The organism is Rhodococcus sp. 05-339-2 (genome assembly GCF_002258965.1).
GTDB lineage: Bacteria > Actinomycetota > Actinomycetes > Mycobacteriales > Mycobacteriaceae > Rhodococcoides.
The window spans coordinates 47,026-72,732 of the sequence record NZ_NOYW01000011.1; the positions used below are offsets into that span (position 1 = coordinate 47,026).

Annotated in this window: 14 protein-coding genes; 8 read left to right on the forward strand and 6 right to left on the reverse strand. The window is 65.4% G+C overall.

All coding sequences use genetic code 11. The features are described from left to right. Nucleotides 1–46: 46 nt before the first annotated feature. Entirely contained in the window at nucleotides 47–1,405 is a 1,359-nt protein-coding gene (locus CH273_RS09720) for an acetamidase/formamidase family protein (protein WP_032394962.1), read from the forward strand. Between the two features lie 73 nt (nucleotides 1,406–1,478). Here CH273_RS09720 and CH273_RS09725 read toward each other — a convergent pair whose 3' ends face one another. Continuing rightward, nucleotides 1,479–2,096 (reverse strand): TetR/AcrR family transcriptional regulator, encoded by a 618-nt coding sequence (locus CH273_RS09725; RefSeq protein WP_032394963.1) that lies wholly within the window; start codon nucleotides 2,094–2,096, stop codon nucleotides 1,479–1,481. Nucleotides 2,097–2,181: 85 nt separating this feature from the next. Here CH273_RS09725 and CH273_RS09730 point away from each other — a divergent pair, with 85 nt between their 5' ends. Further along, a complete protein-coding gene (locus tag CH273_RS09730) occupies nucleotides 2,182–3,534 on the forward strand; it encodes a cytochrome P450 (protein WP_032394964.1) in 1,353 nt (450 codons plus the stop codon). Here the strand turns inward: CH273_RS09730 and CH273_RS09735 are convergent. From CH273_RS09735 to CH273_RS09755, 5 genes are all read right to left on the reverse strand, one after another. After that, nucleotides 3,531–4,400, reverse strand: a complete 870-nt coding sequence (locus CH273_RS09735) for an alpha/beta fold hydrolase (RefSeq protein ID WP_052049413.1) — start codon at nucleotides 4,398–4,400, stop codon at nucleotides 3,531–3,533. The two genes, CH273_RS09730 and CH273_RS09735, sit on opposite strands and share 4 nt — an antisense overlap. A 47-nt stretch (nucleotides 4,401–4,447) precedes the next feature. Further along, nucleotides 4,448–4,744 (reverse strand): antibiotic biosynthesis monooxygenase family protein, encoded by a 297-nt coding sequence (locus CH273_RS09740; RefSeq protein WP_032394965.1) that lies wholly within the window; start codon nucleotides 4,742–4,744, stop codon nucleotides 4,448–4,450. A gap of 51 nt (nucleotides 4,745–4,795) precedes the next feature. Then, on the reverse strand, nucleotides 4,796–5,443 hold the full coding sequence (locus tag CH273_RS09745; protein WP_032395107.1) for a response regulator transcription factor: 648 nt from the start codon (nucleotides 5,441–5,443) through the stop codon (nucleotides 4,796–4,798). Then, nucleotides 5,440–6,519 carry a sensor histidine kinase gene (locus CH273_RS09750; protein WP_052049415.1) on the reverse strand — a complete coding sequence of 360 codons (1,080 nt, stop codon included), beginning with the start codon at nucleotides 6,517–6,519 and terminating at the stop codon, nucleotides 5,440–5,442. The genes CH273_RS09745 and CH273_RS09750 overlap by 4 nt, the downstream gene beginning before the upstream one ends. 240 nt (nucleotides 6,520–6,759) lie before the next feature. After that, nucleotides 6,760–7,701: a UbiA family prenyltransferase gene (locus CH273_RS09755; protein ID WP_052049416.1), complete on the reverse strand. Its 942-nt coding sequence runs from the start codon at nucleotides 7,699–7,701 to the stop codon at nucleotides 6,760–6,762. Nucleotides 7,702–7,924: 223 nt separating this feature from the next. Here CH273_RS09755 and CH273_RS27635 point away from each other — a divergent pair, with 223 nt between their 5' ends. The 6 genes from CH273_RS27635 (at nucleotide 7,925) to CH273_RS09780 (ending at nucleotide 25,666) form a co-directional block, all read left to right on the forward strand. Beyond that, complete coding sequence (locus tag CH273_RS27635; protein WP_155290797.1) at nucleotides 7,925–8,089, forward strand: hypothetical protein; 165 nt, start codon at nucleotides 7,925–7,927, stop codon at nucleotides 8,087–8,089. 97 nt (nucleotides 8,090–8,186) lie between these two features. Next, nucleotides 8,187–16,721: a non-ribosomal peptide synthetase gene (locus CH273_RS09760; protein WP_032394966.1), complete on the forward strand. Its 8,535-nt coding sequence runs from the start codon at nucleotides 8,187–8,189 to the stop codon at nucleotides 16,719–16,721. Then, complete coding sequence (locus CH273_RS09765; RefSeq protein ID WP_052049417.1) at nucleotides 16,718–17,635, forward strand: TauD/TfdA family dioxygenase; 918 nt, start codon at nucleotides 16,718–16,720, stop codon at nucleotides 17,633–17,635. The genes CH273_RS09760 and CH273_RS09765 overlap by 4 nt, the downstream gene beginning before the upstream one ends. Then, entirely contained in the window at nucleotides 17,632–19,725 is a 2,094-nt protein-coding gene (locus CH273_RS09770; RefSeq protein ID WP_032394967.1) for a non-ribosomal peptide synthetase, read from the forward strand. Before CH273_RS09765 ends, CH273_RS09770 begins: the two co-directional genes overlap by 4 nt. Beyond that, the gene (locus tag CH273_RS09775) at nucleotides 19,722–24,056 is read left to right on the forward strand and encodes a condensation domain-containing protein (RefSeq protein WP_032394968.1); all 4,335 of its coding nucleotides are present in this window, start codon (nucleotides 19,722–19,724) and stop codon (nucleotides 24,054–24,056) included. Before CH273_RS09770 ends, CH273_RS09775 begins: the two co-directional genes overlap by 4 nt. Continuing rightward, on the forward strand, nucleotides 24,053–25,666 hold the full coding sequence (locus tag CH273_RS09780) for a cyclic peptide export ABC transporter (RefSeq protein ID WP_052049418.1): 1,614 nt from the start codon (nucleotides 24,053–24,055) through the stop codon (nucleotides 25,664–25,666). The genes CH273_RS09775 and CH273_RS09780 overlap by 4 nt, the downstream gene beginning before the upstream one ends. Nucleotides 25,667–25,707: the final 41 nt, after the last annotated feature.

Below are 25,707 nucleotides of genomic sequence, written 5' to 3' on the forward strand. Positions count from 1 at the left end.
AACACCCCCGGTCTACGTTCGAGATTCGGACAATTCAGGAGGCATCATGGCGCGGTCGATGGCGGAGCAGGCAGCGGAGACGATCACCAAGGGAATCGGTCGACATGGATTCATCCAGGCGGTGGCGGCATTGGGCGCAGGCGTCGGAATTGCCGGAACGGCAGCGTGTTCGTCGTCGTCGTCGTCCACCGCCGCCGCGAGTTCGTCGGCACCTGCACCGGTCGGCATTCTTCAGCCCGGATCAGGCGACATCTCCGGCGATCACTATCTGAGTTCCGAAGTCGACAAGGTCCTGTGGGGGTACGTCCCGACGGTCGAGTCCGAGTCGGTGCTGCAGATGAAGTCCGGCGAGACGGTGACCATCGACGCGCTCAGCCACGAAGGAATTCTCGAAGATCAGGGTCGCGATCCCGTCGAATTCTTCGGCAGCAAGGGGGTATCGGAATCCGACGTGCTGCAGGACGCCATCGACATCGCCGGCGGATACGACCGCACGGTCCGCAACTTCGACGTCGACGGCCCTCATGTGGTGACGGGTCCGGTGTTCGTCGAAGGAGCGCAGCGCGGGGATGTACTCAAGATCGAGACGCTCGAGGCGATCCCACGCGTTCCGTACGGTGTGGTGTCGAGCAGGCACGGCAAGGGCTCCCTGGCGGTCACTGCGTCCGGTGAGGCTCCTGCGGGCATCAGCCTGGACGAGGTGATGCCTCCGATCGCGAGCGACGGCAGAACCTCGGGTGACCCGACGCAATACGGCAACATCTCCACGTTCACCGCCGTCGAGGACGGGCAGGGTGTGATGCGGTACGGCGATGCGGCCGTGCGCTTTCCGCTGCGTCCCTTCATGGGCATGATGGGTGTTGCCTTCGCCAGCGACCCGGGCCTGACATCACCGAATGCGAATTCGATTCCCCCGACGCTCGGCGGCGGCAACATCGATGTCGGCCTGCTCGGCGTCGGGTCGACGTTCTACCTCCCGGTGTTCGCAGAGGGTGCGTTGTTCTACGTCGGCGATCCGCACATGGCGATGGGCGACGGGGAGGTCGCGCTGACGGCGATGGAAGGTTCCCTGCGCGGCACCTTCCGCCTGACGGTGTGCAAGGCGGGCAGCGGTGATGCGCCGTCCGTCGCGTACTCGTATCCCTTTGCCGAGAACGAGGATTCATGGATTCCGATCGGCCTGTCCGATCCGGACGGTGCCGTCGGCGGTCAGAGTTCGGACCTGAACGCAGCCATGCGTCGCGCAGTGGTCAACGCGCTCGACTTCCTCGAGAGCGACCTCGGCATGGACCGGGCGACGGCCTATGCCTACCTTTCCGCGGCCGCCAACTTCACCGTTTCGCAGGTGGTCGACAAGACGGTAGGCGTGCACGGCCAGATCTCGAAGGCGCACTTCGATCGGTAGGAGTGCGCCTTCGGCGCAGTGGTGCGAAGAAGTGCCCTCCGCGGCACCTGAGCACGCCACTGCCGAAGGCGCCTCAGCGGTGCGCGGTAGCGATGAAATGACGTGTTGCGGCGTCGACGATGTCGGCAGGGGCGATGTCGATTTCGTCGTTCAACCACGCGATGACCAGTTCGGCGAGTCCGCCGATGAACAGCAGGCCGTTGATCTCGGATTGTGGTTGCGGCCAGGCCTGTTCGCCGAACAGTTCGCGTGACTGCTCGGCCACCAGATGGGCGAACGCGCGCATGGACTTTCGTCGATAATCCCGCAGTGAGTCGACGGCCAGTGACTCGATCATCGCGACGCGTCCCTTGCGGCGGTCGTCGGTGAGCACGCCGACGAACGCTGCGATGGCGTTGCGAACCTGTTCCTCGACGGTGGGGGCCGGGGAGTGCAACGCGTCCATAGCCGCTGCCCGGATCTCGTCGGATACCGACTCGACCACCTTCTCGAGCAAATCCTCTTTGCCGGAGAAGCTTTGGTAGAAGTAGCGCTCGGTCAGTTTCGCCTCCGCGCAGATCGCGGTCATGGTCGTGTTCTGGGCACCGGCCGTGGAGAACACTTCGAGTCCGGCTTCGAGCAACCGCGCGCGACGGTCGGCGGTGCGGTCGTCGGCACTCATGCCGTTGTACCTGCGCGTCGGGGAAGCCATGGGTAGATCTTGACAGAGGAAGCAGGTGTGACGCAGACTACATCACATCTGACAGGACGCTCTGTCAGATTGACGGAGGTCGACAATGGCACGTGCTCTGGCTGCTCCACCTGCTGATTCAGCGCTCCAACCGGTATACGGTGACGGCGGCATACCCGTCGTGGGGCACACACTCGAGTACATCCGAGACCCCCTGAAACTGCTCGGGAGTCGGTGGGAGAAGTACGGCGAGGTGTCGTGGCTGACGATGGCCGGACAGAAGTGGATCACCGTTCTCGGTCCGGACGCATGCCAGGAGGTGTTGCAGAACGCCGACAAGGCGTTTGCGAACGGTGACGGCTGGTCGCTGCTGATCGGCCCGTTCTTCCACGGTGGGTTGATGCTGCTGGACTCCGACGAGCACCTGAAGCACCGACGAATCATGCAGCAGGCCTTCACGAGGGATCGGCTCACCAAATCCGTCGAGGCGTTGAATCCTGTCACCGCAACCGGTTTGGACGCGTGGCAGGGCGGGCGCGACGTCCAGGTCTACCCGGCGCTCAAGGCGTTGACCCTGGAGGTGGCGACGAGCATCTTCATGGGCGGTGCCGAGGGCAGCACCGAAGCCGAGATAGCCGAGCTCAACTCGAGTTTCGTGGCGTGCGTTCAGGCTGCGACGTCGATAGTGCGCTATCGAGTTCCGGGAACGCGGTGGAAGCGTGGCCTCGATGGCCGCGCCATGCTCGAGCAGTTCTTCCGGCGCTACCTTCCGTCGCGGCGCGCCACCGAAACCGACGACCTGTTCTCGGTCCTGTGCCACATCGAGGGGAACGACGGCGAGCGATTCTCCGACGAGGAAGTGATCGACCACATGATCTTCCTGCTGATGGCCGCGCACGACACGTCGACGATCACGCTGTCGACGATGATGCAGTACCTCGGGCAACACCCCGAGTGGCAGGACAAGTGCCGCGCGGAGTCCGAGGCCCTCGGCACCGATGCGCCGACGCTCGCGCAACTCGACGAACTGCACAGTGTCGATCTGGTGATGAAGGAATGCCTGCGGTTGGTCTCGCCCACTCCGGTGGTGGCGCGACGCGCAGTCAAGGACACCGAGGTGCAGGGGAGGTTCGTACCCGCGGGGACGTACGCGTCGGTCGCGCCGCACTTCACGCACCACATGGAGCAGTACTGGCCGGAACCCGAGAAGTTCGACCCCGGCCGGTTCGCCGACGACCGCCGAGAGGACAAGGTGCACCGCTACGCGTGGGAGCCGTTCGGCGGCGGAGTGCACAAGTGCATCGGCATGTTCTTCGCGGGTGCCGAGATCAAGACGATCATGCACCACCTGCTGCTGCGATTCGATTGGTCGGTCGATCCCGATTACGTTGCGCCGCTGAACTTCACGTCGCTGCCCTTCCCGGAGGACGGGCAGCCCGTGCAGCTACGAAAGCGCTAGATCGTTCCGGCGCGGTCGGTGAGCCAGCCGATGATGTTCGCGGTGACCTCGTCCCGGTTCGTCTCGTTGAGGATTTCGTGGCGGGCACCGGGGTAGAGGGTGACCGTGACGTCGCTCATGCCGGCCTCGCGGTATCGGGCAGCAAGGGTTTCGATCAACTGGCCTCCGCCCGCGAGCGGATCGTCGGTTCCCGACGTGATCAGGAGTGGCAGGTCGGAGCGGATCTGCTCGAGGTTGTGTGGATCGGCGAGCTTGTCGGCCTCACCGAACAGCGCGGGGACCGTCGACTCGGGGAGGTCGAAGCCGCACAGCGGGTCGGCGACGTAGGCGTCCACTTCGGCCTCGTCGCGTGAGAGCCACTCGTACCCGGTGCGGTGCTCGAAGGCGGCGTTGAAGACACTGAGGTCACCAGCTGGAGCGTCGGCCATGCCGGCCGCGAGGATGTCGAGCGTGGTCGAACCCGACAGCACCACGCCCTCGTAGAGATCCGATCGCTCGATCAGAACATGCTGCGCAGCAAAGGATCCCATCGAATGGGCGAACAGGAACAGTGGCAGGTCCGGGTATTCGTTCAGCAACGATTCGCCGAGTTGCTCGATGTCGGCCCACAACCCGGCGAACGCGGCAGCCCCGAAGTCGCCCGGTGTGTCGACGATCGACTCTCCGTGGCCGCGATGATCGGAGGCGACGACGTGGAATCCGGCGTCGTTCAGTGCAGCAGCGAAGCGGGCGTAGCGGCTGCCGTGTTCGGCGAGTCCGTGCGCGATCTGTACGACGCCGCGAGCCGGATCGACGGACGTGGTCCAGGTGTAGGTGCTGATCTCGATGTCGTCCTGCTTGGATACGAACGACGAAGCGTTGGCCACGACTATCTCCTCGAAACGGCGATGGGAACGAGACTCGAACCTATCTCTTATGCGTTCTCTATCGGGTCGAAATGCGAGACGATGGGGAACGGCTCGTAGAAGTGATGCAGCAGCGTCTTCCACTCCTGGTACCGGTCTGACTTCCTGAAGCCCTCGGTGTGGTCTTCGAGGCGTTCCCATTCCACCAGCAGAAGATAGACATCGGGCTGCTCGATGCCCCGCGACAGTGTCAGATTCACGAACCCCGGCATCGAGGAAATGATCGATTTCGCGTCGGCGAAGGCGGCCTCGAAATCGTCGGTTCGGTGGGGAATGACATGCAGGAGGGCGTGTTCGATGATCATCGAGACAGTATGCGAGGCGGACTCGGGAACCGGTTCGGTGGGTCTGGAGCTCTAGACACCCGGAATTCCGAACGCCGAGGCCTTACGGACGCAGTCCACGCGTGAGACAGCACCGAGCTTTGCATAGATGTTGGTCAGGTGGCGTTTCACGGTGGATTCCGTGATTCCGAGTTCTCGGCCGATCTGATAGTTGGAACGTGCTTCGACCAGTAGGTGGAGAACTTCGAGTTCTCTGGGCGACAACAGGTTCGGCGGTCCGGGCGTCTCGGAGTCGAGCGCGGAGCTTATCGAATCGCGAGACGTGGACAGCAATACGTTGTCCGGACTGCGCTGGACCGAGTGGAGCCCGGCGATCAGCTGATCTCGCGCGACGGTCTTGGACAGAAATGCCGATGCCCCGGCATCGAGGAGGCTGCGCAACAGTTCGGCATCCTGGTGCATCGACAGGACGACGATCGAGACGGTCGGTGCTGCGGCGCGAATTGCCGTGACGACCGCGTGTGCTCCTGGGCCCGGCATTTCGATGTCGACCACGGCGATGTCCGGAACGTCTCGGGTGATGACCTCGATGGCGGTCGTTCCGTCCGGGCACTGCGCGACCACCTTGAATGCGGGGTCGGTCTCGATCAATGCTGCGAGACCGTCTCGAAAGAGTGTGTGGTCGTCGGCCAGGATCACACGGATGGCGTGCCCGGTCACCACCGAGTCCTCCCGAGCGATTCGGCGGTGCGGTCGAGCAACGGCAGCTGAACCTCGACCGTGGTCCCGCATCCTGGATCGGCCGTGATGACGGCGCGCCCCCCGAGCAACTCGGCGCGTTCGCGGATCGACGCCAGTCCACCCACGATCTTGATCGCGGTGACGGCTCCGACGTCGAAGCCGCATCCGTTGTCGCGGACGACGGCGCGCAGTCTGTCTCGCTGGGTGGCGAGTTCGACGGTGATTGCGTCTGGCTTCCCATGGATGATGGCGTTACGGATCGCCTCTCGGAGTAGCAGGTAGAGCTCCTGAGCAACCTCGTCCGCCAGACCCGGTTCCTCCCCGGCGACCGTCACCTCGGAGACCGTTCCTTCGGGAACGGTCGATTCCAAGTAGGACGCCAACGACTGGCTCAGCGATTCGCCGCCCAACCGGACCCACAGATCCGCCGATACCTGCCGAGTGCTGTCGAAGCTCGACTTGATCGACTCTCGTGCAGTGGAAAGGTGGGCTTCGGCTCGGACCGGATCCCGCGTGCGGTAGTGGTCGTAGAGGTCGAGTTGTTGGAGGGCGGCACCCATTCCGTGCGCGATACGGTCGTGTAGGTCGCGGGCGATCCGGCTGCGCTCGTCCTGCTGCGAGGACAGGAGCTTTGTCAGCAGATAGTTGACGTACGGGATCGATCCGACAGCCAGGCGTTCCTGGATCTCCCGTTGCAGAGCAATTCCCAGCGCGACGACGGTATAGGTCGAGGTCGGTGGGTCGACCGCCTCGACGAGTACGGGAAACAAGGCCTCGAACATCAATGTGGCCGCTGCCAGCGATTGGGTCGGGTGAATGCCTGATCGGGCGCGCTGCTCACCGATGGCTTCGCTCGGATCGGGCGAGGGCGGCGTCGATGTCGGCGTGCCGACAGCGGTGAACGCTGTAGCGATGACGCGCACCACGGCTTCCGCCTGACGCGTCAGCTGCACTTGCAACGATCGATCGGTCAGCACCGGGCTCCCCGAACCGTCGAGGAGGGCTGTGTACGCCGTGACCGCCCGCTCGACGAGTCGATTCGGTTCGACACTCACTTCGTTCGCCCCCGCCCTGGAGAACCGGACGGATCAGACCCCTGGAAAGCCTGATTCGCTACGCCGATCCCGATCGCGTCATATTAGCGGGACAAACAGCACAACTGGTACCGAGTGCACGTGAACACGCACGTCGAGGCCCTTCCGTTCGAGACTTCGTTCGAAGCAGTTCACCTGCGGGTCACCGGTGATTCGATGCGTGGTCGGGTCGGCGATCGAATCGTGTTGTTCGGGCGTCTCTCACAGCAGCATGCACAGAGCGCCCGTGTGCGCACCGTATTGCGAGTACATGAAGGCGGTGTACGGGGTGCGCGCGTGCCTTCGACGTGATGATCCCCCCACCGCAGCGAACGCCGCAATCGCCGCTGCCCCGCAGGCCAATACCAGTGCCGGGACGATGAGTCGTTCCTCGACTGCCCACGCCGAGACGGCGAATCCGACGCAGATGGCTCCGGCCGCCGACGCGATGACCAGGCAGGTGCCACGTTCGCTCCACATCGCCAGCGTCGACCGTCCGGCGGCCCTGTCGCCGTCGACGTCGGAGACGTCCTTGGCCAGACCGCCAACACCCATCCACGCCGACATCGCGATCGCGAATACGATCACGGCAGGCGTGACCTCGGTGCCGGCCGCACACACTCCGGCAGCATAAGTTGTGAGCCCGCCTCCGAACACCGCGACCTGGACCCCCCACACTCTGTTCTTCAACGGCGCGGGCCCGACGGAATACAGAAAGCCCAGGGCGAGCATGACGAGCGCCGACATCAGAACCGGCCGGCCGGCCGACAAGCACAGAACCATACCCACGCACGCCAGAACAGTTACGAACCGGCGAGCCACTCCCGCATCGAGGGTGCCCTGCGCAATCGGTCGCAACGATCCGTTCACCCGGTCCTCGATGCGGTCGGCGAGACCGTTGAGCAGGTAGATCGACCACGTGAGGCACAGCCATCCCGCACAGCACAGTGCGACGGCCGTCCACCGGGGAGCAGCTCCGGCGTCGAGCGACGCCACGGCGACCACCGCGATCAGCCGAAGCTGAAAGATGATCTGCACTGCGGGTCGAGCTTCGGACCAGGCAGATCGAATCGATGACCGCAGTGACCGATCGGGCGCACCGACGGCGACGAGATGACGCGGTGATGCAGTGCGGGGACCGACTGTTCCGCTAGCGGTGGCCATGCGTCGATCGTCTACGGCCGGGTGGCTCACGTCCATTGCCCGAGGGTCGTAGTCCACTACGACCTTGGTCGTAGTGGGAGGTGCACCTTCGCGGCGACCCCATTGGCTTTCGGTGTTCTGCCACTTAACTTTCGAGTCGTAACACCGCAATCGACGGAATCGGAACCCGGCGCACGAGAACGACAGTCGCCGACTCTCATCGGCCTACGAAGGTGGAATGCACGTGAACACGGACTACGTCTGGTTGGCTCTGGGATGGATGGCTTTCATCGCGATCATCATCGTGGTGGTCGTGGTTGCACTGGTGGTCCTGGTACGCGGACGCCAGACTGCACCCCGCTCGGCCGATCACCGAACCTTGCCGACAGAGAACGACCCGGCGGAGTAGAACCCCGGATTCGAGCTGTAGCCCGCACTGCACCGTCGGAGCCGATGCGCGTCGCGCATTCGGGGATCGCGACGCCGGCCCATGGGAGATCTGCGAGATGAATCGATTGACCGCCGCTCAGTCGGCGATGCTGTTCGACCAGATCGCCGAACCCACCGATGTCGGCAACAACGTCGTGGCGTCCGTGATCGTTGCGAGTGGGGCATCGGCGTCCGACCATCGATCGGCGTGGGAGGACGCGCTGCGACGCCACCCGGTTCTGATGAGCCGAATTATCCCTCACGACAGTGGTTTCCGGTTCCAGGCAACCGACAGATCGATGTCGGTCGACGTTGCTCAGGTGCCCGATGTGCGTGACCGGAGCGTGCGAGAGGATCTCGCGTTTCGTGTGATGCAACCGTTCGATCTGTTCGCTGGGCCCCTCGTCCGCGCAGCAGTCCGCTGTGACGGGCGCCGTGCGGTGGTGTCGCTGGTGGTTCATCACATCTTGATCGACGTTGCGAGCGCACCGTTGATTCTCAACGAGTACTTCGCGAACCTGCGAGCGCTCGAATTCGGTGAGTCGGGTGCGAAAATCGACCCTGGAGCGAACTTCGAGCAGTTCGTCGAAGCCGAGCAGGCCTACCTCCGTTCGTCCGAGGCGGAGGCCGATCGCGCGTACTGGTGTGCCACAGTCGAGGGCTACTCGAACGATCCATTGGCCGGTCTGCCGACCTCGACCGATCCTGCCCCCGACCCTCTCGAACCGTTCGTGCGGTTCGAGGCCGAGCCCGACGTCGCCGAAGCTCTTCGTGCACAAGCGAAGTCGGCCGCTGTGTCGCCCGCCGCATTGTTCCTCGCGGCCTTCCAGCGCGCTCTCGCCGCTGTCTCGACCTCCACCGTCGCCGACATAGCAGTCGGAATGCCGGTGCTGCGGCGCGACGAACGACATCTGACGACGCTGGGTAGTTTCACCCAACTCGCAGTGGCACGTTCGCGTGTCGGGCTCTCGTTCGACGACGACCTTCGCGCAGCGGGCGAGGCCATTGCAGGTGCCAGGCGACACGGACGCCTTCCGCTCTCGGAATACGCACAGTACGCAGACGAACCCTCGTGCTTGACTCGCACCACCTTTCTCTACGAACCGTCGCATCTGGCGTTCGGTACTGCCTTCGTTCTCGGTGATCGATGGGACTTCGACCTGTCGGGTTACCGGGCGAACCCGTATCCGGTGCCCTCGCAGACCGGCCAATTCGACTTGAGATTCCAGGTCGGGCTCGTGCGCGGAAGATACGTCTGCGCAGTACATTTCGGACCGCGGTATCACCGTGCTGCGGTCCTGATCGCCGAGCACATTCGAGACGATCTCCAGCGCATATCAGGACCGGCGTCCTTCGCTTTCGTCGAACCGGGTCGGTCCGGTTCGGGCTGGGTGCATCCGGCCGATCGCGGGCCTACCGACCGACCGGCCGATGTGATCGCACGAATCGGCGACATCGCGCGTTCGCACCCCGACCGTTTCGCCGTGTCGACCGGTTCGGCCAGGTTGACCTACGCCGAACTGTGGCGTTCGGCGAGTCGGGTGGCACGTTCGCTGAGCGGTCGACGGGGCGAGCTCGTGGCCGTGTCGATGCCGAAAGAGCCCGACGCCGTGGCGGCGATACTCGGGGTGATGTTGTCCGGCAACGCGTTCGTTGTCGTGGACCCGATGTATCCCGAGCAGCGTCGCGCCATCATGCTCGCCGGCATCGACGTGGCCGTCGTCGCGACCGGTACGAGGGGTGCGATTCCGAAGACGTTCGCAGGGTCCGTCATCGAATACGGTGGTGCTGATGGGAGTCCCGCGGCCGGCGGGCTTTCCGTACCCGACCGCACGCCTCCGGTGCGTGCTGCTTACGCCGTTCACACCTCGGGATCGACCGGACGGCCGAAGCGGGTGCTCGTGGATCGCACAGCTCTGGCGTATTCCACGGCTGCACGCGATGTCGTGTACGGCGAAGAGCCGCAGCGCTTTCTGCACCTGTCGTCACTGTCGTTCGACAGTGCATACGCCGGTCTGTTCTGGACGTTGGTGCGGGGCGGTGAGCTGTTGCTCGTCGATACCGGCGAGCCGCGCTCGACCGCAGAACTGGCCGACGTGGTGGCCCATCGTGGTGTCACCCACGTACTTGCCATCCCGTCGTTGTACGAGGCACTGCTCGACGAGTCCGCCAGCTTGCTCCCTCTGCGACAGGTGATCGTCGCGGGAGAGGAGTGCACCGAGGCTCTGGTCGATCGACATCATGCGAGGCTTCCCGATGTCACGCTGACCAACGAGTACGGCCCGTCCGAAAGTGCGATCTGGTCGACCTCCGATGACGTCGCAGCGAACGAGCCGGTCACGATCGGGCGAGCAGTACCCGGTATCGGTACTCGCGTGGTCGACGAATCCGGTCGCCCGGTCCCGGCAGGAACGCCCGGCGAACTTCACCTGACCGGCACGCTGGCATATGGATACGACGGCGACCCGCGGGCCACGGCCGACAAGTTCAGGCCCGATCCGTGGGGGACCGACGGACGGCGGGTGTACGCAACCGGGGATCGAGTGCGAATCGCATCCGACGGTCGGTTGGTGTTCGACGGCCGAGTCGACGAGCAGTTCAAGATCTCCGGATTCCGTATCGAGCCCCGCGAGGTCGAAGCGGTGGTCCGCCGGATCACCGGGCATCAGTGTGTCGCGGGTGTCGCGACGGGGCCCGGTGGGCGCCGTGACCTCGTCATCGCCGTCGACGATGCCGTGTTCGCGAGCGTGGACGTCGAATCGATGCTCACCCGTATTCGCCAGGAGGTTCCCGCGCATCTCGCACCGCGCGCTGTGCAGGTCGTCGAGTCCATCCCACGCAGTGTGAACGGCAAGGTGGACAGGCGTGCGGTTGCGGCATTGTTGTCCGAGGTCGCTGTCCCGACGACCGAGCACAATGCGGCCGGTGCACCCTCGACCGACATCGACGGCCTTCTCCTGGACGCGGTTCGGCATGCGTTGTCGTGTGCTGTCGACGGGAGCCGTACCTTCGTCGAGCACGGCGGTGACTCGATCGCCGCCATGCGGGTCGTGGGCTTCCTGCACAGACGGGACGTTCAGCTCTCACCTCGCCGACTTCTGGCGCCGGTACCGCTACGCGAACTCTCCCTCGTCACCGGAGGGGAGGTCGTTCCCTCCGTGCGGCCCATCGGCGCTCGGACGGATACGCTCGCCACCAGCCGTGCTCAACGAGCCATGCTGCTGCAGACCGCGCAGGCGTCGTCACCGGGGGTCTACGTCGAACAGTTGGTGCTCGAACTGTCGGGTGATGTCGACGTTGCGCGTCTAACTGCGGCGTGGCGAAAAGTGTTCGAAGCCTTCCCTGTCCTCGGAGCGCACGCCACCGCGGCCCCGTACCTCACCCTCGACACCGGACGAGCAGGCACCGTTCCGATCGACATCCGTCCCGAGGTCGTGAATTGGACCGACATGCTGGCCGAAGATCGTGCGCGTGGGTTCACTCTGCCGGTCGATCCGCTCTCGCGGGTGCTGATCGTGCCGAGCGCCGACGGTGTGCGGGTCCTGTGGACCCATCACCACGCAATCGCCGACGGCTGGTCCCTGCCGGTGATCGTCGCGGGCCTCGCGGCCGCGTACCGCTCGGGCGACGTAGGTGACAGACAAGCCGGATTCGAGTCGTCGGCGGACGAGTCCGTCGCGGAACATCGGTCGAATGCACGCCCTCTGGTGGAGAGATTGTCCTCGCCGACAGAGGTGGAACTCGGTGCGACCCGGACCCACACGATCACTCCACCAGTCGATCTCGATGTCGTGGCCGACAGGCTCGGCATCACGGAGGCCGCACTGGTCAACACGGTGTGGGCACTGGTGCTCGGTAGCGTCTTCGGAGTCCGGACGGTCGAGCACGGCGCGGTCGGCAGCGGCCGTCACATCGGTACACCGGGGATGGATCGCGCGGTGGGCATGTTCGTGCGGATCGACCCGATCACCTCGACGTGGACCGACGTCACGGAACTAGCCGACCTCGGTGCTCGTGTCGCCGATCAGGTGGCCGCCGCGATGGACGGACCTGTTGCCACCGGGTGGGCACCGGAGACCCTCGTCGTCGTCGAGAACTACCCCCTCGATCCGTCGGTTCTCTCCTTCGGACCGGGGATCGAAACGGCATCGGTGGAGCTCGTGGAACAGACCGAGTTCGCACTGGTTCTGCAGTACCGGACATGGCCGACGAGCGCGCTCCATCTGCACGTCGACACCACTACGGTCTCGCCGACAGCCGCAGGTGCCGTGGCTCGACGAATTCGAGCAGTGCTGTCGGGGCTGGCCTCCGCCACGGGTGAAACTCCGGTGACGACAATTCTTGCCGCCCTCGCGAATCGGGAGGTCGATCACGCTGTCGAACAGTCGGTTTCGGTGGTCGAGCGGGTCGCGCAGAACGCGCGAAACCATCCCGCTCGGATCGCCCTGGTCGACGGTTCCGTCCGCTCGACCTACGCCGAGCTGGACGAGCGTCGTCGAGACGGCGCGGCTCGATTGCGCGCGGTCGGTGTCGCGCCAGGGCACGTGGTGGCCGTCCGTGCGTCGGCGTCGGTTTCGCTGGCCGGTACGCTTCTTGCGATCGCAACCGTGGGTGCCACCTGGATGGTCGTCGACGACGATCTTCCGGCCCAGCGAGTCGAGACGATGCTCGCGCGATCCGGAGCGCATTGGTCGTTGGTACCGGGCGAGCAGGCCGTGCGATCGACCGTCGCGTTGCCGAGGTCCGAGGCGAACCCAGCCGACCATCTCGCGTACCTGATCTTCACGTCCGGCACCACCGGTGAGCCCAAGGTGATCGCCGTGGAGCACGGCGCGCTTGCTCGCCACCTTTCCGGTACGTGCGCGCGTTTCGACTATCGGCCGACCGACGTCGTGTTGGTGTTCGGGTCGGTGGCGTTCGACGCGTCGCTCGAACAGCTCTTGGGCGCACTGTATGTCGGTGCCACCGCAGTGGGCAGGCCGAAGAACATCGTTGCGCCTACCGAACTCGCGCAGTTCCTGAACGAGTTCGCCGTCACCGTGTTCAACCCGCCCACAGGCTATTGGACCCAATTCAGCTCCGTTGCGTTGCCCCCGACTGTGCGCACCGTCATCGTCGGTGGAGAAGCGTTGCCGGCGTGGGCGACTCGCGTACCGGACGGAGTGACGCTCTGGAATGCGTACGGCCCGACCGAGGCGGTGGTGACGGCCCTCGCCCACCGCGTCGAGCGTCGGGCACTCGATCCACTCCCGATAGGCACGTCTTCACCGGGTCGTGGTGCGGCGATCCTCGGCCCCGACCTGCTGCCGGTCGCCGACGGCGTGATCGGCGAGATCTGGCTGACCGGCATTCTGGCAGCAGGCTATTCGGGAGACCCCAGAAGTACGGCCGATGCGTTCCGGCCGAACGTGGCCACCGTTGCATCGGCTGGTGAGCGGATGTATCGCACTGCGGATCTGGGATTCAGGGCTGCCGACGGTTCGATGACGTTCGTCGGCCGGGTCGACCGTCAGGCCAAGGTTCGTGGGTATCGCGTCGATCCGGCCGAGATCGAGACCGCGGCGGTTGCAGTGGACGGCGTTGTTTCGGCCCGCGCACTGCTCGTAGCACCCAGCGACGGTGTGGCGGCACGCATCGAATGCGTCGTCGTGGTTCGAGACAAGGACGCTCGATCCGTTCGCGCCGCAATGGGAGCGATCCTGCCTCCCCATCTGGTTCCGGCGCGTGTGCACGTGGTCTCCGAGCTGCCGTTGACCCGAAACGGGAAAGTCGACGATCTCGCGTTACGGACCCGGATTCTCGCCGGTACTCCGGCCGTGGGTGACCCCGGCGACGCCACCGACATCGACGGCATCGTCACCTCGGCGGTGCGGGAGGTTCTCGGCGTCACCGATCGAAATATCGGATTCGTCTCCGCCGGAGGCGATTCGCTGCGTGCGCTGGAACTGTCGGCGATAGTACGGCGCAGCGGAGTCGTCCTCGACGTACGGGTGGCTCTCGCCGACGGAACCGTCGATGCCCTGGTGGCGACCGCATCCGTCGACCCGTCTGCCATGGCCGACGGTACCCAGCCCCATCGAAGCCGGCTCCTACCGCCGGCCGTGCACTGGTTCGGAGATCGTGTATCGCCCGAGCCGATCGCGCAGTGGAACATGGCAATTCGCCTGGATCTGGATTTCCTGCCGGACAGCGCCCGCGTGGACGCAGCGGTAGCCGAGGTGCTTCGCGTACACCCCATGCTTCGGGTGCGCCTCGAAGAAACGGACTCGGTTCGGGAGTTCGTTCTCGCCGAGGCATGCCCTGTCCTGTTCTTCTTCGACACGGTCGACCACGAAGTGGCGAACGCGTGCAAGCGGGTGTTCAACATGCTGACCCGTCGAGTCGGCATCGACAACGGCACACCGATCGGTTTCGGCGTCGTCCGAGCGATGGACTCGGGTGCGGCCACGATCATCGTGCTGGCCCATCACCTCGTCATGGACGTCGTGTCGCTGCACATCGTCGCAGGAGACCTGATCGAGGCCGTCTCTCACGGTGACGACGGCGTTCGTCTTCCGTCCGAGCACACCAGTGTTCACGAGTGGGTGCAGTGGCTGGCCTCCGACGCGAGCGCCCCCGGTTCGTCCGAGCGATGCCGCGCCGCCTATCGAGGGCTCGACCTCACGGGCGCAGATTCCGGACGTATCGAGCCGGGCACCGAGGGCACCGCGGTCTCGGTACAGCGAAGTGTTCCCGCCGCGATGATCGACGCGGCGACGGCCGCCATCGGTGCAAGTGTCGAGGAGATCCTGCAGTCGGCGGCGGTCACAGCGTATGCCGAGACAGCAGACGCATCGCCGGTCGTCATCGAGGTCGAGACGCACGGACGTGCGCTCGACGCGGACGGTATCGATCTGACCCGAACCGTCGGGTGGTTCACCGGACTGTCCGCGGTTCCGGTACACCCCGCGACACCAGGTGAGCAGATCGCCGAGATACGTTCGAGGCGAACGTTTCTCGGTGCAACCGGTCAGCTACCCACGGTCCTGAGGTATATCCTCGGGTCGGACCCGTGTCCGGGATTGCGTCCACACGTCGGCGTGAACTACGTCGGGCGGCTCGACGCCGATCGCACGGGCTCGGCACGTGCGTACGGCCAGGGGCATCTGCGTGCCGCTCATGCCACACGACCGGTCGCCGTCCAGATCGACGCCTGGTTCAGAGGCGGGGAATTCGTCGTAGCAGTCGAACACGTGGACGGTGAGTCGGCGGATCTGGTCGCCGATGCGATGGTCGCGGCGATCACGGCCGCGTCTTCGGCTCGGTCGATCGCGGTGGAGGCGGGACTGTGTGCGACCGATCTGCGCGGCAACACGATCGACGACGTACTCGCTTCCGGGCCTGTCGAGGCCGTCGCACCGCTCACCGAAGTTCAGGAAGCGATGTACCTGCGCAGCGGTTCCGATCCCGGCGCTGCATACATCGAGCAGATCGTCCTGAGACTGCCGGACGCCGTCGAGGTCGGCCGACTGTGCGCAGCCGTCCGATCCGCGGTCACGGTGATGCCCCTGCTTCGCGGCGATATCGTATGGGAGGGGCTTGCCGATCCGATTCTGGTGGTTCGGGCACACGCGGAATCGGTCGTGGTGTCGGACACTCTCGATCCCGGGATCGACGTCGATTCTCTTGCACGAGGTTCAGCGCTGTTTCGGGCCACCGTCTCGAACGGTGCGTTGGCCCTGACCTTCCACCATCTCGTCGCTGACGGCTGGACCGTCCGAATGCTGCTGCAGCACATCGACGATCACTACTTCGGCCGTCCCGTGCCGACGGAAGCCGATCATCGGATGCTCCTGCACATGGTCGTGTCGGCGAATCGGCAACGGCCTGCCTCTCTCGACCGATCTCCGGCCACGCTGCTTCCGCCGCTCGATCCGGACGCACCCGCGGCGGGCCACGGGAACATCGATCTGACCCGCTCGGTCGAACCGGCGGCTGCGCGGCAGGTACGGCGGGCCTCCGCCCGACGCGGTGTCACCGTGGCATCTCTCGTCCACGCCGGCTGGGCACTGCTGCTCGGACGGTCCGGTCGGCACGTGCGGTTCGGCAGCGTCGGACAACACCGTCCGGCGGGCCACGACGATTCGCCCGGCATGTACATCGAGACCCGCACGCTCGACGTGCGACTGCCCGCCGATATCGACGTTCTGCTGAAGTCGATGCATCGTGCATTGCGAGCAGAGCCCGAATCCGATGTCCACGAACACGATCCGGACCGTGTCGTCACGGCGGGCGTCGGTGCGATGTACGAGACCGCGGTGATCGTCGACGACGCACGAGGAACCGGCGCAGCCGACGAGTTTCTCGGTCGCCCCGTCGAAGTGATGTCGACCCGTGAACGCACGGGTCTTGCGCTGACCGCGTCGGTGATCGACCTCGGCGGCGCGTCCGGCATCGAGGTGACCCTCAACTGCGATCTGGAGCAGGTGACGGAGCCGGACGGACACCGCATCCTGAGTGATCTCCTCGAGATCCTGGCCGACCTCGCCGAGCCTGCCGATCACATCGACCGACGGGTTCCAGATCTGCCCATCAGCACCACAGCCGACTCTGCACCGAGGAGCACACGTTGACCACCACCAGACAGGCGATCGACGTCGGGGCCGACGCGACCGCATGGATCGATGCTCATCTGATCGAACTTCGCGAGATTCTCGCGACCGAGGGCGTGTTGCGTCTGCGCGGTCTGGGCGGGGCAGTCCGCGAGTTCGACACGATCACCGAAACCGTGACGGGCGCTGCGCCACTCGAGTATCACGGCGGCGCAACGCCGCGCACCCGAATCGATCGAAACGTGTATTCGTCCACGGATTTTCCGTCCGAGTACGCGATAGATCTGCACTCGGAGATGGCGTATTCGCGTACCTGGCCGCTCTACCTTGCATTCTGCTGTGCGAAACCACCACGTTCCGGCGGGGCCACGCCACTTGCATCGACGGTCGAGATCGCCGAGCGCATTCCGGTCGCGCTTGCCGAGCGGCTCCGTCTGTTCGGCATCAGGTACCGGCGCGCCTTCCACCCCCTGCTCGGTACCGACTGGCGCAGTGCGTACGGCGTGAACGACGAGGCGGAGCTCGTCGACTGTGCTGCCCGACGTGGAGAGGACGTTCGGATCGACGGTGACGTCGTCACGTCGTCGTGGACCTTGCCTGCGTACCGAGACTGCGAGGGCGGCATCGAGTCGTGGTTCAACCAGATGGTCGCGTTCAACGTACGCACGCTGCCGTCCGGGGTGCGCGAGGACCTGCTCGACGTCGTGGGAGAGGACGGAATCCCCAAGAACACCCTGCTCGGTGACGGCTCGCCGTTCCCCGAATCCGACATCGGCGCGGTGCGCGATGCGGTGGACGCGACATCGACCGCCGTGCCCTGGGAGGCGGGGGATCTGACCATCGTCGACAATCGCCGCTTTGCACATGGACGGCAGCCGTACACCGGTTCTCGGGAGGTGCGGGTGTGCATGACCGGAGAGGGGAGTTGGGCATGACCGCCGATACCCTGTTCGCGCGTCTGGCCGGAGCCTGGGTCGTGGACGACGACAGCGCGAGCCACGGGACGAACGGAGTGCCGGCACATGTGGCCGATGCCTCCGTCGATACCGTCGAGTCCGCCGTCCGTGCGGCGCTGACGCCGTTTCTGTTGGGGGAAGGCACTATCGGTTCGCTGCGCACGATACGCACCGGTGCCGGTTGGGTCGTGGACGCCGGTGACGTCATCGTCAGGGCGACACCCGAACGGGTCGAGGTCTCGGGGCAGGTGGCCGGGTGGACACTCGATTCGTTGGTCGCGTCCTCCATAGCGGCCGAAACGGCTCGGCGACTCGATGCGGGGATCGCCGGTGACGCGCCGGTGCCCGAGGCGAGAAAGTTCGAGAACGTCGATGTCGTCGAGCGCATCCGCACACACGCCCGACTCACACCCGACCGCACTGCAATTCGTTCCGTAGCCGCGACGCTCGACTACGTGGACCTGGTCCGTGCCGCCGAGGTGGCGGCCGACGAACTCGATGCGTCCCGAGCCGGAAACGTCGTTGCGGTGCGATTCGATCGGTCGATCGGCTCGGTGGTGACACTGCTCGGAGCCCTGATCTCGGGGCGCGCCTATCTGATGGTGTCCTCGGACGACGAATCCGATTATGCCCGCACCGCATCGACCATCGCCTCGAGCCGGGAATCGGCCTCAGGAGGGTTCGATCGAGCGTCGGCCTCTGCCGCCGCGTACGTGCAATTCACGTCGGGAACATCCGGTGAGCCCAAGGCGATCGTCGTCGAACGGGCCCAATTGTCTGCTTACTGTGCATTTCTCGAGGCCGAGAAACTCTGCGGCCCGACAGTGACCATGCCGGTCCTCAGCGCCCCCGAATTCGACGCCATCGTCAAGCAGATCTGGGGGCAGCTCACCGCAGGGGGAACGGTGGTGCTACCCGAGTCGGGCGACGTACTACGAGAGATCGACCGGGCCACTGCGATCGACAACGTGTCGATCAATACGGTGCCGGCCGTGTGGAATCAGTTCCTGGACGTAGCGACGCACCGTCCGATCACGACGCGGGGAACTCTGCTGCTCGGTGGTGAGGCCCTCGATCCGATTCTGGTCGAGCGCACTCGGTCCCTGTGGCCCGGTGTACGGGTGGTCAACCTGTACGGACCATCCGAATGCACCTCCAACGCAACATGGTTGCGAGAGGTCACCGGCCGCCGTGATCGCACCCCCATAGGCAGCGCGATCCGTGGTTCGGTCGCAGTCGTACTCGATGACCGGCTCACCGCCGTTCCCGTCGGTGCCGTCGGGACCCTGCACATCTCGGGCGACAGCGTTTCGCGGGGTTACCACGGCGACACGCGTCGCACCGCGGCCTCGTTCCTGCCGATGGCAGTGGACTGCGGAACCGGATCGGGCACCAGGATGTACGCGACCGGCGACCGCGTGCGAGCCACGTCCGACGGGCTGGTCTATCTCGGCCGTACCGATGCCGAAGTGAAGATCAACGGAGTCCGCACCGACCTCGAGGCTCTGCGCAACGACATCGCCGTCGTCCCAGGGGTCACGAGCGCCGCCGTGGTCGTGGTGCACGGCGGCATCGAGGTCGTCGTCGAATGCCCACTGCAACAACGGGACGACGTGCTCGGATCGGTGCGAGAACGAGTCGAAACCAGCTGGCGACGCGAACTGCGCACCAGCCGGGTGCGCTGGGTGGCCGAGATTCCCCGCACCGAGGTGGGCAAGGTCGACGTCTCGACCCTCGCCCGGCACGTGGACCGACAGGCTGCCTCGGAAGGCCTCGACACGGCGGCGGCCGCATCGCCTGCACCACCGCACCGCGTGCTCGAGACGATCTGGACGTCCGTGCTCGGATCCGAGCCGACTCGGTCGTCGTCCATCGTTGCGCTCGGCGGCGATTCGATGAAGCAGCTCAAGATCGTCGCGCTGTACCGGCGCATTCTCAAAGTGGATGTGTCGCTTCACGATTTCAAGCAACGAGACACCCTGGGTGAACACGAGGATCTACTCCTCGAGCGCGTCGACGTCACCCACCTCGATCGAATGGCTGCATCGTTGGACGGGGCGAAACGGTGAGCGACATCGACGTTCTTCTCGCTGCCGCGGACACGGGAATCGAGGCCGAGGTTGCCGTGGATCTGCGGGCACCGAGCCCGTATCAAGAACGGCTCTGGAGAGCGCACTGCGCTGCACCCTCGACCGCATATTCGGTGCCGTGTGTGTTCGATCTGGACGGCGGAGACAGCGCACGGGTGCTCGCGGCGATCGTCGAGGTCCTGGCATCACACGAGGTGTTCGCCACGCGCATCGTCGACGCCGACGGCTCGAGCTTCGCGCTCGAACCCGTCGGTCCGATCGTTCCCGAGATCGCTGTCGTGGACGACGTGGACGCCGCGACCGAGGAACTGCTTGCACGTGGGTGGGCGAGCGGACCGTTGGTGCGAGTCGCCCTGTTTCGCAGAGAGGGACGCTCGGACCGCATCGCCATGGTGTTCCACCATGCTGTGATCGACGGCCATTCGGTGTCGCTCCTGATCACCGACATCTCTCGCGAGCTCGCGGAACCGGGTGCCTCCTCGATTCGGCCTCGTCCCCGCTATCGCGATGTCGCTCGGGTACGGCTTTCGTCGAGGTCGTGGTGGACAGACCACCTGGCCACGGTGCCGTATCGCCGCGCCTGGCGACCGTCCGAGCCCGGCGCAGCCGTCGTCAGCCGTGCCTCGGTTAGGGCCGGTCGCCAGGATGCCACGAGCTGGTTCACCGCAGTGGCCGTCACGCTGTCCAGGCTTCTCGGCTCGGAGGTCGTGTGCATGTCGATACCACTGGCCAACCGTCGGGAGGTCGAGGAATTCGACGTGGTCGGCCCACTCGTGAGCACTGTGCCTCTGGTCGTGGAGGTGTGCGAGAGCGACACTCTCTGCGAGGTTCGTGGCCGCATCGAAGCTTCGGTGGAGGCTGCGAGCGCGCATGCCGACGTGGATCTGGCCGGCGTGGTCGCCGACCTACGCCGCGATGACCCCGATTTCTTTCTGCCTACCGAGGTGTTCGTCAACGTCCAGAGCGCCGACCGATCCTGTTTCGCACTGGGCGGCGCGACAGCTCGGCCGGTCGCAGTACACACAGGGGAGATGAAAGCCGCACTGACGGTGAGTATCTCGGCGACCGATTCGCCCGAGGTGCAGATCGAGTCGGCGCTGCCGGGGTGGTCGGCAGTGACCCACGACGGCATCCGAGACGTTCTGCTCACCGTTCTCGCTGCGGATCCGTCGGTATCCGTCGCGGAACTCTCGGTCGGACTCACCGGCACCACGGCGTCTCGATCGAGGCTCGATGCCTCGATCCTCACGCCGCTGCTGTCCGCGGCCGACGATTCGCGAGTCGCACTGGTGGCACCCGATCGCACCCTCACGCGTGCGGAACTGGTTCGGGAAATTCGAGCGCGTGCGGGAGTTCTGACGCAGCACGGCGTGGTCAGCGGGGACGCAGTCCTGTTGTCGGTCGAGCGAGACCACGAGTTCGTGGTGTGGGCTGCGGCGATCATGGCACTCGGAGCGGCGTATGTTCCGGTGGACACTCGGCACGGAGCAGTCCGCATCGCTTCCATTGCAGCACAGTCGAATGCCAAGTCCGGTGTGTTCTCGGACGTCGCCGAGGCTCCGCCCGGTCTCCACACGATCGACCGCGCAGCTGTGGTTTCCGACGTCGATGCGGTCGAGTTGCCGACCGTCGCTTCGGGCCTGCCCGCGTACATCATCTTCACCTCGGGCACCACCGGCGCTCCCAAGGGTGTCCCGGTCACTCACGCCAACCTGCTGGCGTTGCGCGATGCCACCGCCTCGATCATCGAGCCGGGCGACATCGTCTCCGCCGTGCACGCGTTCACCTTCGACTTCAGTGTCTGGGAGATATGGACAGCGCTCTCTCGCGGGGCGCGCGTCGTGATCTACGAGGAGGGCGTTGTCCGCGACCCATTCGAGTTGGCCGTACGGCTCAACGAGGACAGTGTGAGCGTTGTATCGCTGACGAACTCGGCGTTCGGGTCGCTGATCGCGGCGCAGCCGGTTCTCCCGTCGTTGCGACGCGTGGTGCTCGGCGGGGAGCAGGTCTCGTCCGGCTACGTGCGGCAGTGGCTCGATGCAGTCCAACACCCGACGGGGGGTGTCGAAGTCGTCAACATGCTCGGTGCCACCGAGACCACGGTGCACACCACTCGGCGGGTGGTCACCCGGACAGATCTCGAGGCCCCCGCCGTCCAGGTGGGGGAACCGCTCGAGCATCTCGACGTCGTCGTGATCGACGCGGCCGGGCGGGCACTGCCGAGAGGCTTCGAGGGTCAGATCACCGTTCGCGGTGCAGGTCTGGCTCTCGGCTATCTCGGGCGCGGTCGGTTGACAGCGTCGCGCTTCGTTCCCGATCCGTTTCCCGATGCTCTGCCCGGTTCCAGGCTCTACCTCACCGGCGACAAGGGGCGGTGGCTCGCACCACGCGAACTGTACGTCGACGGTCGAATCGACTCCCAGGTGAAGGTTCGCGGACACCGTATCGAAACGGCCGGGGTCGAGGCCGTACTCGAGCAACTCCCCGGTGTTCGGCGGGCCTGCGTCGTTGCACACGAGAATCGTCTGCTCGCGTTCGTCGACGCCGTCGACGACTGCGTCGATCTGTACGCCGGTGCTGCCACCGGACTGGCAGCCTACGAGGTACCCGACCGAATTCATCGCGTGCACGAGTTCCCGGTGACGGTCAACGGCAAGCTCGATCGGCGAGTGGAGTCACTGACCGCTGTGGCGCTCCCGTCGGAGGTGAGGCCGTATGACGAACCGCATTCTGCCCCGGGGTGGTTCGAGCGGGCACTCGCCGATGCGCTGGGGTTCGAGGAGCCCGACGAAGACCGCTCGTTCCTGGCCAACGGAGGCGATTCGATCCTCGCAGTCCGCCTCGTGAGCGATGTTCGCTCGCGTGGAACAGAGCTCGGAATCGGTGATGTACTCGGCGCATCGAGCCTGAGAGAACTTGCCGCACTCGTGGCCGATCGTGGGGCCAGGGTCGAGCCCGAAGACGAAGAGCTGCAGCCGTTCTCGCTGATCGACGCCGGCATTCGTGATGGCCTGCCCTACGACGTGGCCGATGCGTACCCGTTGTCGGCAGCGCAAGAGGGCATGTTGTTCCACATCCGCTCCGATTCGGTCGTTGGGGTGTACCACAACACGGTCAGCCTGCGCATTCGTGGTGGGCTCGATCCGTTGGCGTTCCGAGTGGCACTCGCCGACACCGTGCGCAGACACGAGGTGTTGCGCACCTCCGTCGACGAGTGGAGTGCAGCCGAGCCTCTGCAACTGGTGCATCGGCACGTGGCCACACCCCTGTCGGTGGTCTCGGTGCCCCTGGGTTCGGACGCCGATGCAGTGATCGACGAGATCGTCTCCGCGGAACGGGTGCGCCCGTTCGACCTCGACCGGGCACCGCTGTTTCGTCTGACACTGGTTCGCGTCGCACCGGGGGAGGACCAGCTGATCATCAGCGACAGCCACCTGGTACTCGACGGGTGGAGTTGGACCTCGACACTGGCCGAGGTCGTCGACCGGCACAATGCTCTGCTCCGACGAGATCAGGCGTACGACACCCTCTACCCACCCGTACCCGTCAAGTTCGTCGATTTCGTGGCAGCAGAACGACGTGCGCAATCGTCCGCAGCGACATCGCAGGCCTGGGCCGAGCACCTGCGCGGCGTCCGGCCGCGCCGAGTGGCCGATGTTCGCGGCATCGGTGGCAGGGACGTCCGACGCACCGAGATCGACGCCGATGATCTGCGTGAACGTGCCGCGGCTGCAGGTATTTCGGTTCGTCACCTCGCGATGGCCGTGCACGTTCACGCGCTGGCCGAGGTTTTCGGCGATCGTGAACTGGTCACCGGTACAACTGCCAACGGTCGGCTGGAGTGCGAGGGTGGTGTCGATGCCCGCGGGATGTTTCTGAACATGCTGCCGCTGCAGTTGCGTGCCCTGTCCGACCCGATCGCGACGGCGGAGGAATGCGCTCGCACGGAGGCTGCGTTGATGCCGCATCGACGGCTGCCGAATGTGGACATCACGACGGCGGTCGGCAGGGGACCGTTGTTCGACTACGGATTCAATTTCGTTCGCTTCCATCGTCTTTCGGACATCGAGAAGACTCACACCTTCGGCTCGAAGGACGACGATTCCCACTTCTCGCAGGAGGACACCGACTTCGCCTTGATGGCGACGTTCTCGATACACCCACCCGAGCATCGGCTCGCGTTGATGCTCGTCGTCGACACAGCCCGTGTGTCACCGCCGCGGCACCGAGTGATCGTCCAGGCGTACCGCGCAGCACTGGCCGACGCGGCGACAGCGGTCGACGCCACCGAAGGAGACACCCCGTCATGACAACTCTGCTTGCAGTTCTACTTCGAGGCGGTCGCGGCATCTCGGCCCTGGCCGTGGTCGCAGGAATCGTCACCGGTGTTGCGACCATCGTCATGGTTGCGACCATCACCAGCGCGGTGACCTCCGACACCGGACTCGACGCGCTGGCACCGTTCGGGGCGGCGGCCGTGGCGGTACTGCTGTCCGGTGCGTTGGCCTCGAACGCATTGGTGCGGGTGACGCAGAAGTCCGTCGACCGACTGCGTACGAGGCTCGTCGACGACCTTCTGTCGGTGCCACTGCGCGGATTCGAATCGCTGCGTACTTCTCGCGCGATGGCGGTGCTCACCGACGACCTCGCCGCCGTGGGGCAGGCAGTGCAGTCTCTGCCGTTGCTGCTCATCAACTCGGTGATCGTCGTCTGTGCACTGGGGTACGTGGGCATACTCTCGCCTGTGGCGCTGGGAGTGTTGGTGCTGGTCATCGTCGTCGGCGGCGGTGCGTACGCGTTCGCGAACGGCAGAGCCGGAGCGCACATGTACCGAGCCCGTCAGGCTCAGGACGGACTGCACGAGACCTACCAGGCCATCACGCACGGCTTCAAGGACGTCAAGCTCAGCTCCCGGCTGCGGGCATCCCTGGTGGAACAGGACCTGCGTCGGCACTCGGGCGACTACGCGCGCAGCGTCGTCAGAGGTTCCACCGTCAGCCTCGTCACGGGGTACTGGGGGCAGATGCTCTTCCTGGCGTGCGTCGGTGCGGTCGCCTTCGGTGGGGACGCCCTCGGCATTCCGGCACAGGATCGAGTCGGTGTCGCACTGGCGGTTCTCTACCTCAATACCCCGCTCGTCACCGTGCTCAACATCGGACCGGTTCTGTCGCGTGCGGTCGTGGCACTGCGCCGAATCGGCGAGGTCGCGACACTGCGCGAGGACAGCGAAGTCGTCGTCGACGTCGGGCGGCCCGTCGTTGTCGACGAGATCGGCGTCGAGGGTGTGACATTCGCGTACGACGCTCCTTCACCAGGAGAGGCCTTCGCGATCGGACCGGTGACACAGCGCTTCTCCCGCGGCACGATCACCTTCCTCGTAGGCGGAAATGGCAGCGGCAAAAGCACATTGGGCCGTGTGCTGGCGGGGTTGTACACCCCGGACGGGGGATCGCTCGAGGTCGACGGCAGCGCACTCTCACCGAACGAGATCGTCGCCTATCGGGAAAACGTCTCGGCGTGTTTCGCCGACTCGTACGTCTTCGGTAGGTTGCGGTCGGCCGATCCCGAGGTCGCTGCGCGTGCCCGCTACTGGCTGCACGAGCTGGGGCTCGACGCGGTCGTCGAGCTCGACGGGGAACGTCTGATCTTCGAGGGACTCTCGAGCGGACAACGCAAGCGGCTGGCTCTGGTGGAAACGCTGGCGGATCCGCGCGATGTCGTGGTGCTCGACGAGTGGGCCGCAGAGCAGGACCCGGAGAACCGACACCGCTTCTACACCGACATCCTTCCGCGCATCCGCGACGAAGGCCGCATCGTGATCGTCGTGACCCACGACGATCGCTACTTCGACCTGTGCGATCACCTCGTCAAACTCGAGCGGGGCGCGCAGGTGTTCGTCGATCAGCCCGTACACAACTGACGCAAGCCATCACTCGACCAGTCGAAGGAACAGGGGATCAC